The organism is Acinetobacter sp. ESL0695 (assembly GCF_029392135.1).
Lineage (GTDB): Bacteria > Pseudomonadota > Gammaproteobacteria > Pseudomonadales > Moraxellaceae > Acinetobacter > Acinetobacter pollinis.
Genome location: NZ_CP113932.1, coordinates 384,273 through 396,608 on the forward strand (window position 1 = coordinate 384,273; position 12,336 = coordinate 396,608).

The following is a 12,336-nucleotide window of genomic DNA, read 5'->3' on the forward strand; positions in this document are numbered from 1 at the left end:
ACGACCTTTAGTCACTCATTATGCCAGAGAATTGTTAAGTTTTTAGTATGAGGTGTGTGCCTGAAGTGTTCGACCACGACCTTGTTCTTTTGCATGATATAAAGCGTGATCTACATCTGATAGAAGTAGATTTTTGGAACATTCACCATCCTTCACCATTACGAAACCACCACTATAGTTTAGTTCTATTTTATTTTTGCCTTCATACAATGGGTGACTTGCAAGAGAAGCCCGAATTTGCTCATCAAAAGCGATTGCTTCATTTTCATAACTTGTTTCCAAAATGAGAAGAAACTCTTCTCCACCGAATCGTCCTATATGTACTTTTTGTTTTTTATTGAGTTGTAAAATATGGCAGAAGTGTTGGAGTGCTTTATCTCCAATCATATGCCCCCATGTGTCATTCACGATTTTAAAATGGTCTATATCTAGAAGAAATACACAAAAACCTATTTGAGAGTTTTTACATGTTTTTAAAGACGTTTCTAATTGGTCAAAAATAGCGACTCTATTTAGACATTGTGTAAGATTATCTGTGTTTGCACGTTTTTGTAGTATCTGTTCTGATTTACGTTGCTCTGTAACATTGATACCAATGTTAATATAGGAATAATCTGGAAGCTGAATACTGGTCCACAATGTGGTAAGCATAGAGCCATCTTTACAAATGGGAGTAAGTTCCGTCAGTGTGGATTTCTCAGGTCTACTTAAAAAGTAATTTTTTACTTTATTGTAGTCTGTTAAGTTAGTGAACAAACTTAATAACTGATTATCTGCTTGTTGTAATTCGCTATGTTTCCAACCTAAAAGTCGTTCGCACTCTTGATTCCATAAAGTAAATTTTAAATCTGGACTAATAATATTAATTAATACAGGTGCCTGTTGAGCCAACTGTTTATAAAGTGGATCAGCTTTAATATTATCAATAATATTTTTTTGAGAATAAGCACGGTTTGCAAAATATAATTTTAATAAGCCCATAAAAACAGAGAAATTCTTATTGTAAACAATATGCCTCTTTATAAAATTACCTTTTATAAAGATAAATATTTTTTGAGATATATGGGTATTATCTATTTCTAAAATAAGATAATTATTATCTATATTTAAAGGCTGATCTTTATTTTTAACATAAAAAGAAAAGGGCATATTTTTTTTAAAGAAATGGATGTTTTTAATATATTGAATGGCATTTATCTTAGAAAGTGCATAAGCACTATCGTAATAATAAGAATATTCAGAACCGTTGATGGATTCTAAAAAGACGATATCCTCACAAAGTAGAGTATTTTTGCAAAGAGTAATAATTTCTTGTGGTGAGATATTTTTATGTATACTTTCTGATATTGTGAACAAGTTTGCATTGGACATTTTAAAATGTGATGCAATTATATTTTTATTCATTTTATTATCATGTTCTTGTGAGAATTATTTTATTTTATGCTTAAAAATTATTATATATGTGAATTACATTTTAGTTGTTATGTAAATATAATGATAATAGATAGAAATACAGCAATATATGCCAAGTGATATGCTTTTATAAAAAAGTGAGATAATGGATATTATCTCACTTTAGAAAATAATTATGCTTTGCCTTCAGCTTCAGCTGCTTCCATTTGAGCACGTTGCATATTCGCTTCAAATTCTGCATCAAAGTTAATTGGAGTGAGCAATAACTGAGGGAAGCTTCCTTTTGTGACTAAATCATTTACAGCTTCACGTAGGAAAGGGAATAAAATATTTGGACAGTATGCACCTAATATATAAGGTAGGCGGTCTTCTTCAATACCATCTACAAGGAAAACACCTGCTTGTGTTACATCAACGATAAACGCAGTTTCACCCGCATTTTTCGCTTCTACAATTACTTTTAGTGCAACTTCAAAGTGTGTTGCATCAACTTTATCTGCATTTGAAGATAAGTTAATGTTTAACTCAGGTTGCCACTCTTTAGTAAAAACATGTGCCCCAGGAACTTCAAAAGAAACGTCTTTTGTATATAGACGTTCCAAAGCCAATTGTGGTTGCTTTTCTTCAGTCATTATTAAATCCTTATTTAATATCGAGCTGGTTAGTTAACCAGCTCATCAAGTTTGCTTTCGCGATCTAATGCATAAAGCTGATCAAATCCACCAATGAACTGATCGTTAATAAAAATTTGTGGAACTGTACGATGATTGGTACGCTGCATAAGCTCTACACGTACTTCAGGCGCTTCGTTTGAAAGGTTAATTTCTTTATATGAAATACCTTTGCGTTCTAAAAGTTGTTTTGCACGTACGCAGTAAGGACATACTGTTGTAGAGTAGATGACGACATTTGCCATAATGCTTCTCGCTAAACGTTATTTTGCTTTAATTAATGGTAAGCCTTGAGCTTTCCAATTTGAGATTCCACCATCCAGACGGTAACTATCTGCATAGCTAACTTGCGCGATTGCGCTACCTGCAACTTGACCTAAGTTACAAATGAAAACTAACGGTCTTCCCGCAGTTTGTAACTCTTCGATATGGTTGCTTAAGCTACTGTATGGAATATTGCGACTACCGCTAATATGACCTTCGCGATAGTCTTTGGTATCTCTTAAATCAATCAGCATTGCATTTTGTGCTTTCACCAAAATACCAAGGGACTGTGGAGAAATTTTGCGGCCATTGCGTTTTCCTTCAATTACGAAAAACAATACGATAAGAACCGCAAGCAGACCAAATAAAAAGGGGTGATTCCCCATGAATTCGAACCAACGTTCCACAATTCACCTTATTACCATCAAAAATTGAGCTAGAGTATAGCTTATATTAATAGTGATCAAAAAGCGTGGTTCAAGGGTAATTGCCAAGAAAATTAAGTTTTTTGGTTTGCGACTTGAATTTCATCGCACAAACGTAAAAAACTTTCTAAACGTCTAGGAAGAATTTCTCCCGTGTTTGCCGCTTTTTCAAGTGCGCAGTTTTTTGCATTTTTATGCGTACAATTTCTAAATTGGCATGATCCAATGAGAGGGAAAATTTCAGGAAAACCATGAAGTACCGCATCTTCTGTCAAATGCCATAGCCCGAACTCTCGAATTCCAGGAGAGTCAATGAGTGCACCATTTTCTCCAAAGCTAATAAGGCGCGTTGATGTGGTCGTATGTTGTCCAAGTGCAGAGTTTTCTGAAATGATATTGGTCTTCTGTGAAGCATCTGGAACGATGGTATTAATTAAAGAGCTTTTTCCCACACCAGATTGCCCAACAAAGGCAACTGTTTCACCATCTAATCGTGTTCTGAGAGGAGTTAAATCACCATCAGATTGGGTAAGCATGACTTCATAACCTAAACGTCGATATTCCTCGACAAGTGTATAGATTTCATGATCGTTTTGAATTAAATCAACTTTATTAAGTACCAATAGGGTTGGAATATCTGCTTCTTGGCAAGCCACTAAATAGCGATCAATGAGCATTGGTGCAGGTTCAGGTAGTGGTGCAAATACAATAACGATCAAACTAATATTGGCTGCAACAGGCTTAACCTTGTGGTAACGGTCAGGACGAGTAAGTAAGGACTTACGTTCATGAATTGCTGTAATAATGCCCAATCCCGTATTAGGATCTGCTTGCCATTTCACTCTGTCGCCTGTAACGAGAAGTTCTAAGTTAGTACGAGTATGACAACGCCAAACACTACCTATTTCAATCGGTTTCCAAAATGGTTCTGGTTCATTGTCCTTTACCTTTGGTTTTTCGGGATGATTAAGTGGAGTAGAGAGTGCTTGAACTTCAAGTTGTCTACCATAGTGCTGTACAACCAGACCTTCGAGGTCGTTGGATGTATCAATTTCATCTTGACGTGATTGATGTTGTTTCTGAATTCGACGCTTTTGTTGCTCTGTCAAACGACGTTTACGGATAAGAGCCATTCACATATAAAAACCAGTTGAGAGATGGCAAAAATAGCATGAAGCTTGTTTCAATTACAGCCAAGATGCAATAAATTTGCTACTATTCATGTTTTAGGCGAATAAGAACTGATTTAATGAGCAGTACAGTAGATACACGGTTAATTTGGATTGACCTCGAAATGACAGGTCTAGATACTGATAATGATAAAATCATTGAGATTGCAACCATTATCACAGATGATCATTTAAACGTGCTTGCTGAAGGGCCTGTACTTGCTATTCATCAGTCAGATCAAATTTTAAATGCCATGGATGAGTGGAATACTCGCCAACACGGACAATCTGGTTTAATTGAGCGCGTTCGTCGTAGCCAGTTAACGGCACGTGATGCAGAAGAGCAAACGATTGCGTTCTTAAAAAAATGGGTTTCTCCAAAATCTTCACCGATGTGCGGAAACTCTATTTGCCAAGACCGTCGTTTTATGCATCGTCTTATGCCTGAACTTGAGCAGTTTTTTCATTATCGTAATTTAGATGTTTCCTCTGTGAAGGAACTTGCAAAGCGCTGGCGTCCAGAAATTATGAGTGGTCTTAAAAAAGAAGCTTCTCATTTAGCATTAGATGATATTCGTGATTCAATTCGTGAATTAAAATATTATAGAGAATATTTCTTTATTACGAATAATGACGAATAAGTAATATAAAAGCCTTTATCTTTGATAAGGGCTTTTTATTTTGTAAAACATGTCGATTTAATTTATAAAAAAATAAAATGAAGTTACAAAAACATATGTTGCTGTATAGGATGGCGACTTGAAAAGCTTTAAAATGGTATACATATTTCACTAATCTTTAGAAATTAGAGCAAAACAATGCAAAGTAATAATCCAATTTTAACACGCGTTGAAACTTACGCCGATTATCAAAAACCAATGACCATTCAAGGGACAATTGGGAAGTCAGTATTACTTACGGGAATTGCGGCAGCAGTTGGTCTTGCAATTTTCTTTTATTGTGCACTTTCAATGAATGTCGCTTTGGCAGGTGCTGCAAGCTTAGTCGGTGCGATCGGGGGTTTATTGATTGCACTGGTTACTGTATTTAAACCGAATACATCACGCATGCTCGCCGTTCCTTATGCGTTATTCGAAGGTGCTTTTTTAGGTGGTGTATCATTTGTTTTTCAAATGAAATATCCTGGTGCACCATTACAGGCTCTTCTTGCAACATTTGTAACGACACTGGCTTTGTTTGGCCTGTATAAGTTTCAAATTATTCGTGCAACTGAAAAGTTTAAAGCTGTTGTCATGTCTGCAACGTTAGCTATCGCACTTGTTTTTGTTGTACAGATGGTAATGGGATTAATTTTTAGTTCATCTATTCCATATGTTTTTCAAAGTAATTGGTTAGGAATAGGGTTTGCAGCATTCGTTGCAGTTATTGCATCTTTAAATTTAATTCTAGACTTCGATTTAATTGAAAATGCTGCAGCACAACGTGCTCCAGAATCCTTTGAATGGGTTTGTGCAATTTCTTTACTTGCAACCCTAGTTTGGATGTATACGTCTTTTCTACGTTTAATTGGTCTTTTATCTGATGATTGATCACGTGGTATAAATGAATATCAAAAGTCGTCTTTATCGTTGTAAAGGCGACTTTTTTATGTGTAAGCATCAAAAAAATGAAAAAAGATGCTTTATGCAATTTCTAAAAATGTCCAAAATAGGCATTATTTCACGCATAGTTTTTAATGAGAGAATATATAAATGGCACAAGGACTATTAACAGGCAAGCGCTTTTTAATCGCTGGTGTAGCAAGTAAGTTATCTATTGCTTATGGTATTGCACAAGCGTTGCATCGTGAAGGGGCAGAGCTCGCATTTACGTATCCAAATGAAAAATTAAAGAAGCGTGTTGATGAGTTTGCAGAAAAATTTGGCTCTAAACTTGTTTTCCCTTGTGATGTTGCTGTAGATGCAGAGATTGAAACAGCATTTACAGAGCTTGCGAAACATTGGGATGGTTTAGATGGTGTCGTACATTCAATTGGGTTTGCACCTGCGCATACGTTAGATGGTGACTTTACAGATGTCACTGATCGTGATGGCTTTAAAGTAGCACATGACATTAGTGCGTATAGCTTTGTTGCGATGGCACGTGCAGCTAAACCTTTATTACAAGCTCGTCAAGGTTGCTTGTTAACACTGACGTATCAGGGTTCTGAACGTGTTATGCCAAACTATAATGTTATGGGTATGGCAAAAGCATCTTTAGAAGCAGGTGTTCGTTATTTAGCATCAAGCTTAGGTCAAGATGGTATTCGTGTAAATGCAATTTCAGCAGGTCCTATTCGTACACTTGCAGCTTCAGGCATTAAATCATTCCGTAAAATGTTAGATGCAAACGAAAAAATTTCCCCACTTAAGCGTAATGTTACCATTGAAGAAGTTGGGAACGCTGCATTGTTCCTATGTTCTCCATGGGCATCTGGTATTACAGGTGAAATTATGTATGTCGATGCTGGCTTTAATACAGTAGGCATGAGTCCAGCGATTATGGATGATGAATAAACATTCATAGGAAATTAAAAAGGGCGACTTTTTAAGTCGCCCTTTTGTTTATTTTGGAAGCTGTGTCACTGGACTGCCACCGAGTGCTTGCATAAGCGTGACATAAGCATTGTATTGACTCTGCTTGGTATTGACTAAGCTTAGTTGTGCGGCACGAGAATTCTCTTGCTGATCTAAAACATTTTTTAGCGCAACTGCGCCGTATTTATATTGAACCAACACGAGGCGTTCTGCTTTTTGAGAAAGAGCAAGGTTTTTGGCTTGAGCTGTGACTTGATAATCTAATTCGGTACGATTAGAAAGAGCATTTTCTACATCTGCAAATGCTTGGTAGAGTGTTTGTCGATATTGCAATATTGCTTTTTCATAATCGAGCTGACTAATAGCAATATTTTTTTTCATATCATTATATTGTATGAAGGGTAAGCTGAGGTTTGCGCCTAAAGTAAGTATAGGATTCTTAAGGAGCTGTGTTAGAGAAGTACTACTTGAACCTAATCCCCCAGTTAAATTAATAGAGGGATAAAAACTTGCTGTTGTTGCATCTTTTGTCGCAAGTGCTTTACGTAGTCTTAATTCTGCAGCTTTTAAATCTGGACGCCGTGACAAAATTTCTGCAGGTAAGCCTGATGAAATTTGAGGAAGGTGAATCTGAGGGAGGCGCTTAGGTTCTGTAATATCGAGTTGTTGTACTGGAATATGAAGCAATACAGCAATTGCTGTGCGTGTTTCAACCAGACTTTGTGCAATTCGGCTTAGGTTTGCTTGTTGACTTTGTACAGCCTGTGCAGCTTGGGTTAAGTCTACGTCTGAGACAGCACCTGCTTTGTACTGAATATGAACCAACTTGTAGAGTTTTTGAGAGTTATTGAGGCTTTCTTCAGCGGTAGTTTTACTTTCATGCAAGTAAGCCAATTGCCAATACAGTTTAGCAGTTGTTGAAACCAAGGACTGGGCAGTGGCCTGTAAGTCTTGTTCTGTGGCTAAAGCTTCCCATTGTGCACTTTCAGTTTGTCTTGCTAATTGCCCAAATAAGTCAATTTCATAACTTACATTACCATTTAAAGAAAAGCCCTGAGACTGATCATTGCCTGTATGTAGGTTTAACGTATGCCCTGCAGAACTTGAAGCAGAAGCACGTAAGCCTTGTTGATTTTCCGCCAGTCCTGCTTTTAATCGTGCTTGTTTCAGCGTAAGTCCAGCAATTGCTAGATTATTGTTTCGCTGAAGTACCTGCTCTACAAGCCCATTTAAATTGGTATCACCAAAAAGTGTCCACCAACAATCTGCATGACTATCTATTGAAATTTGTTTGGCATTTGGTTTGCTGTGTTGAAAATTTTGAGGAATATTGACAGCAGGTGCCTGATAAGGGGTTTTAACCAAAGCACTACATCCACTTAAAATGAATGTAGCTAGACCAAAAGCGAGAATATTTTTTTTCATCTTTTTCTCCTTACTCTCTTGCCAACGCAGCAACAGGGTCAAGTTTTGCAGCATTCTTAGCAGGTAAAAAACCAAAGACAATGCCAATGAGGGTTGAACAAATAAATGCTGCAACAATAGAAATGGTAGAGTAGGAGAGTGTGAATACACCACTTGCGAATTGGCTAATAACTTGCCCGATCCCCATTGAAAGGAATATACCTAATATTCCACCAAGTAGGCAGACCAGAACAGCCTCTATAAGAAACTGTTGTAAAATATCGCTTTGACGAGCACCAACAGCCATTCTTACGCCAATTTCTTGTGTACGTTCAGTCACAGAAACAAGCATGATATTCATTACACCAATTCCACCAACGATGAGAGAAATGACAGCAATGGCTGATACCAATACTGTCATGGTATTTGTTGTTTTCTCAATGGTTTGGCGAATACTATCACTGTTCATGGTATAGATATCTTGCGCACCATGACGTAAGGAAAGAAGGTTAACAATCGCATTATCTGCGGCACTTGTTGAATATTGACTATTTATTAGTACGACAATATTTCTTACATTGGATTGTCCAAGCATACGACTCATGACAGTGGTATAAGGCATATATACATTGAGTGTATCGCTAGAAGACATAGCTGTATTTTGAGATTCAACGACACCAATAATACGTGCAGGTACGCTTCCTAGAAGGATCACTTGTCCAATAGGGCTTTGTACGCGACTAAAAAACTGTTGCTGAGTATTGGTATCGATGACTACATCTTGCGAGCGAGAATGAACACTGGTATTGTCAAAGCTTTGTCCTTCTTTAAATTTAAGCCCTTTAACGACAAAGAAATCTTGATTAACACCATTAATAGTACCCGTTGCTTCAGTTTCTTCAAAACGTATAATTTTTGATGTACCTACAACTGGGCTTACTGCATTGACATAGGGCTGTGTTGCAAGTGCATCGGCATCGCTTGGAATAAGTGTCTTAACATTGGCAAGTTTAGAGTTATCTCCAAAGTTTTTTCCCTGAAATACAGTAATGGTATTTGTACCTAAACTACTAATATCTTTTAAGATCTGTTCTTGTGAGCCTTTACCTAAAGCGACTACCGTCACTACCGATGCAATCCCAATGATAATACCAAGCATGGTTAAAAAGGTACGCATACGATGAGCATTCATAGCAAGAAGTGCCATATGGAATGCTTCAGTCAAACGATCTAACATTGAAAAGAAAGAAGATGACTTTTTCCCTTTATCTTCATTATGGGTTAATGCAGTTGTTTCGTTTGGATGTTGGGTGACTTGTTCAGTACACGTATTTATTGAAGACGGTGTATTGGTTTGATCTGCAATAATTTCCCCATCTTTGATTTCGATAATACGCGTTGCATTTTGAGCGACTTCCATGTCGTGTGTGACTAAAATGACAGTATGGCCTGAGGCATTTAATTCACGTAAGATGCGCATCACTTCTAAGCCACTGGCAGAATCTAGTGCACCCGTTGGTTCATCGGCAAGAATAACATCCCCACCATTCATCAGTGCTCTTGCAATAGAAACACGTTGCTGTTGACCACCTGAAAGTTGGTTAGGACGATTATCTAATTTTTCTCTTAAGCCCAACTCGCTGAGTAAATCTTTAGCACGTTGTTGCCTTTGAGTTGTATTTACACCTGCATATATTGCTGGTACTTCGACATTTTCTTTTGCAGATAAGTCGTTGAGCAGTTGATATCTTTGGAAAATAAATCCAAAGTATTCTCTTCTAAGCTTTGCTAAGTCATCTGGCAAGAGCTGACCAGTTTCCTGACCTTTAACTTTATAAGTACCATATGTAGGCTTATCTAGACAGCCTAGAATATTCATGAGGGTCGATTTTCCAGAGCCAGATTGACCAACAATGGCAATAAACTCTCCCGCATGAATTTTTAAATTTATATTTTTTAAAACTTGAATGGTCGACTCACCTGCAGGAAATTCACGAACAAGGTTGTTGACCTCAAGCAATACTTGCTTCGTCATGATTACATTCCCATAGGTGGTGGGCCACTACGTTTACGGCTATTATTCGATTTTGCAGTTGCAGCAGAAGCATCATTGCTGTCTGCAATAACAACTTGTTGACCTTCTGTAAGACCTGCAAGCACTTGGGCATTTACTCTATTATTAATACCAATTAGAACTTGCTGAGAATAGACATCGCCACCATTGTATACACGTACTGTATTAAGGCTTGCTTTACCTTCTTTGAGTAGTGTTTTTTGAGCTTCATTTAAATCTAATTTGCGCGTTTGAGGGGAAGTCGTTTGTAAGTTTGCAGATGCCATGCCATTTGCAGAGAGAACAACTTTAGAGCTACTTAGTGCAGAAGAGGGAACCAATATGGCATCTTTTGCAGCATTAAGTACAATATAAACTTGGGCAGTCATATTAATTCTAAGCTTGCCATCTGGGTTAGGTACATCAAATAATGCATTATAATAAACAGCAGTATTTGTAGAACTTGAGTCACTTGCAATTGAGTCTGGAGCAGGCTCTATTTGGCGTAATGTAGCATAGCGCTTTTGGTCATCTCCAAGTGTTGTAAAATATACTTTTTGGCCTTTCTCAATTTTCATGACATCGGCTTCACTAACTTGTGCTTTTACAGTCATTTCACCCAATTGTGCGAGTTTTACAATGGTCGGTGTAGTTTGATTTGAGTTTACAGTCTGACCTTCATCCGTCACAATTGCGACTACAGTGCCATCAATGGGTGCAACAATACGTGTATAGCCCACGTTTGTTCTTGCTGTAGATTCTGACAGGCGTGCTTGTTCAATTTGGGCATCGAGTACTTTAATTTGTGCAGATGCTGTTTTATAGTTTGCTTCTGCTGCCTCAAAACTTGAACGAGGTGTTGCATTTTGTGCAAGCATTGCTTTTTGACGATTATATTCTAATGTTGCTTCATGCAGTTTTGCATCTTGTTGTAGACGCTGAGCCTGCAAACTACGAATATTGGCTGCTGTATTTTGTAGCGTATTTTCCTGAGTTTCAGAGTCAATTTTGGCAATGACTTGCCCTGTTTTTACCTGATCACCTAGGTGCACATACATGTGTTTGACTTGGCCTGAAACTTGAGCACCTACACTGAGCATTTTACTTGCGCTTAACGTTCCTGTCGCAAGTACAGTACTTTCTAGATCTCCTGTGGTGACAGCTTCTGTAATGTACTGTGGCTGTTCAGCTTTTGGCTTAGAAGACTGCCAAATTAAAAAGCCAATCATCAGAAGAATAAAAAGTACAACGAGAAATTTGACGGATTTAATTTTTTTTAACATATGAAAGCTACGTAGCTGTATCTGAATGGGCGTTGTAAAAGAAATAAAATAATATGACACTGCTGTATTATCATATTTTCTTGCTCTAAAAGTGTCCCCTGACTATTCCATAGCAAGTGGGGAGTCTTATCTAAAAAGTACTTTACCACATAATTGCCCAATTGCTTGCAATATCAGCAGTTCTGGCTTTTGATTTGAGAGACCTTTAATAGAAAGGTCGATATTTAATAGTAAGCTTGGCCAATTTAAGAATTCTTGTGCATCAAGGCGCTGTAAAGCTTTCTGATAAAGATGAACTTTGGTTTTCCAAATGCCCAGTTGTATACCTTGATGGGGTTGTTCAAACAACTGCATGAGTAATCGCATCTCTTTACTAATAACCCATAAAATAAAGGTGCTTGGTTCGCCTGTTGCGATGAGATATTGATAAATTTTTATAGATTGCTCGAAGTGACCTGCAATTAGGCTATCACTAAGATCATATGCAGAATAACGCGATTGGTCTTGTAGACAGCCATGAAGCTCTTTTATACCAACATTGGCCAATTCTGGAAATGTATCGCTTACACGAATGAGACTATTTTTTGCTGCAAGTAAATTATGCTCATGGTGTTCAAGAAGCCATGGCCAAGCATCATTTTCTAAATGAAGGGAAAGTTTTTTTGCTTCTATTTCAAGAATATGTTGTCGATCTTTAGGGTAATTCGCTTGAAGAGAAACCAATGTACCATTTGCTTCAACAGTTTGTATAAAGCTACTTTTTAAGCTCTGTGTATCTTGTTTGGGCATGACAATGACAAGTAAATTTTGCTCATTGTGCTGAATAAATGCTTTCAGTAATTTTAAGCCATTGGCATCAGGCTTAATATTCCCATGTACTTCTATCGCAAGTTGTTGTGAAAAAAGGGACAAACTATTTAAAGCATTAAATACATTTTTCCAGTCGTGAACGCTTTGAATATCATAACGTTGGCGTTCAATGTCTTTAGATCGCCACTCTTTACGAAACTCATCTAGTAGGTTTTGCTCTAATAAAGGTTCCTGACCATGAATAAGCCAAGCACCTAAAGCGTTATTTGTACGCTTGAGTGCTTGCATATAATCAATTTTCATAACA

At 37.3% G+C, this 12,336-nt stretch carries 12 protein-coding genes; 3 read left to right on the forward strand and 9 right to left on the reverse strand.

Annotation, left to right across the window (positions count from 1 at the left end; translation table 11 throughout):
• Positions 1 to 42: 42 nt before the first annotated feature.
• From OZX61_RS01755 to rsgA, 5 genes are all read right to left on the reverse strand, one after another.
• Complete coding sequence (locus tag OZX61_RS01755) at positions 43 to 1,404, reverse strand: sensor domain-containing diguanylate cyclase (protein ID WP_277095113.1); 1,362 nt, start codon at positions 1,402 to 1,404, stop codon at positions 43 to 45.
• Between the two features lie 182 nt (positions 1,405 to 1,586).
• The gene (gene secB / locus OZX61_RS01760; protein WP_195771414.1) at positions 1,587 to 2,045 is read right to left on the reverse strand and encodes a protein-export chaperone SecB; all 459 of its coding nucleotides are present in this window, start codon (positions 2,043 to 2,045) and stop codon (positions 1,587 to 1,589) included.
• Between the two features lie 29 nt (positions 2,046 to 2,074).
• Positions 2,075 to 2,332 (reverse strand): glutaredoxin 3, encoded by a 258-nt coding sequence (grxC, locus tag OZX61_RS01765; protein WP_277095611.1) that lies wholly within the window; start codon positions 2,330 to 2,332, stop codon positions 2,075 to 2,077.
• A gap of 15 nt (positions 2,333 to 2,347) precedes the next feature.
• A complete protein-coding gene (locus tag OZX61_RS01770) occupies positions 2,348 to 2,755 on the reverse strand; it encodes a rhodanese-like domain-containing protein (protein WP_277095114.1) in 408 nt (135 codons plus the stop codon).
• A 92-nt stretch (positions 2,756 to 2,847) separates the two neighbouring features.
• A complete protein-coding gene (rsgA, locus tag OZX61_RS01775) occupies positions 2,848 to 3,906 on the reverse strand; it encodes a ribosome small subunit-dependent GTPase A (protein WP_277095115.1) in 1,059 nt (352 codons plus the stop codon).
• A 116-nt stretch (positions 3,907 to 4,022) separates the two neighbouring features.
• Between rsgA and orn the strand changes: the two genes are divergently transcribed.
• The 3 genes from orn (at position 4,023) to OZX61_RS01790 (ending at position 6,458) form a co-directional block, all read left to right on the forward strand.
• Positions 4,023 to 4,583 carry an oligoribonuclease gene (gene orn, locus OZX61_RS01780; RefSeq protein WP_195771411.1) on the forward strand — a complete coding sequence of 187 codons (561 nt, stop codon included), beginning with the start codon at positions 4,023 to 4,025 and terminating at the stop codon, positions 4,581 to 4,583.
• Positions 4,584 to 4,760: 177 nt separating this feature from the next.
• Complete coding sequence (locus OZX61_RS01785; protein WP_195771410.1) at positions 4,761 to 5,492, forward strand: Bax inhibitor-1/YccA family protein; 732 nt, start codon at positions 4,761 to 4,763, stop codon at positions 5,490 to 5,492.
• A 162-nt stretch (positions 5,493 to 5,654) separates the two neighbouring features.
• Positions 5,655 to 6,458: an enoyl-ACP reductase gene (locus OZX61_RS01790; protein WP_195771409.1), complete on the forward strand. Its 804-nt coding sequence runs from the start codon at positions 5,655 to 5,657 to the stop codon at positions 6,456 to 6,458.
• Between the two features lie 48 nt (positions 6,459 to 6,506).
• Here the strand turns inward: OZX61_RS01790 and OZX61_RS01795 are convergent, their stop codons facing one another.
• The 4 genes from OZX61_RS01795 to holA all read right to left on the reverse strand — a co-directional run bounded on the left by OZX61_RS01795 (position 6,507) and on the right by holA (position 12,332).
• Positions 6,507 to 7,904, reverse strand: a complete 1,398-nt coding sequence (locus OZX61_RS01795; RefSeq protein WP_277095116.1) for an efflux transporter outer membrane subunit — start codon at positions 7,902 to 7,904, stop codon at positions 6,507 to 6,509.
• A gap of 10 nt (positions 7,905 to 7,914) precedes the next feature.
• A complete protein-coding gene (locus OZX61_RS01800; RefSeq protein ID WP_277095117.1) occupies positions 7,915 to 9,918 on the reverse strand; it encodes a MacB family efflux pump subunit in 2,004 nt (667 codons plus the stop codon).
• 2 nt (positions 9,919 to 9,920) lie between these two features.
• On the reverse strand, positions 9,921 to 11,219 hold the full coding sequence (locus OZX61_RS01805; RefSeq protein ID WP_277095118.1) for an efflux RND transporter periplasmic adaptor subunit: 1,299 nt from the start codon (positions 11,217 to 11,219) through the stop codon (positions 9,921 to 9,923).
• A gap of 126 nt (positions 11,220 to 11,345) precedes the next feature.
• Positions 11,346 to 12,332, reverse strand: coding sequence for a DNA polymerase III subunit delta (gene holA, locus OZX61_RS01810; RefSeq protein ID WP_277095119.1), 987 nt, complete (start codon positions 12,330 to 12,332; stop codon positions 11,346 to 11,348).
• Positions 12,333 to 12,336 lie beyond the last annotated feature (4 nt).

Bases quoted from the DNA above. Each gene is read 5' to 3' on its own strand.
- secB (WP_195771414.1), bottom strand. From the start codon at position 2,045: ATGACTGAAGAAAAGCAACCACAATTGGCTTTGGAACGTCTATATACA.
- OZX61_RS01795 (WP_277095116.1), bottom strand. From the start codon at position 7,904: ATGAAAAAAAATATTCTCGCTTTTGGTCTAGCTACATTCATTTTAAGT.
- OZX61_RS01790 (WP_195771409.1), top strand. From the start codon at position 5,655: ATGGCACAAGGACTATTAACAGGCAAGCGCTTTTTAATCGCTGGTGTA.
- OZX61_RS01800 (WP_277095117.1), bottom strand. From the start codon at position 9,918: ATGACGAAGCAAGTATTGCTTGAGGTCAACAACCTTGTTCGTGAATTT.
- orn (WP_195771411.1), top strand. From the start codon at position 4,023: ATGAGCAGTACAGTAGATACACGGTTAATTTGGATTGACCTCGAAATG.
- rsgA (WP_277095115.1), bottom strand. From the start codon at position 3,906: ATGGCTCTTATCCGTAAACGTCGTTTGACAGAGCAACAAAAGCGTCGA.
- OZX61_RS01785 (WP_195771410.1), top strand. From the start codon at position 4,761: ATGCAAAGTAATAATCCAATTTTAACACGCGTTGAAACTTACGCCGAT.
- holA (WP_277095119.1), bottom strand. From the start codon at position 12,332: ATGAAAATTGATTATATGCAAGCACTCAAGCGTACAAATAACGCTTTA.
- OZX61_RS01805 (WP_277095118.1), bottom strand. From the start codon at position 11,219: ATGTTAAAAAAAATTAAATCCGTCAAATTTCTCGTTGTACTTTTTATT.
- OZX61_RS01755 (WP_277095113.1), bottom strand. From the start codon at position 1,404: ATGAATAAAAATATAATTGCATCACATTTTAAAATGTCCAATGCAAAC.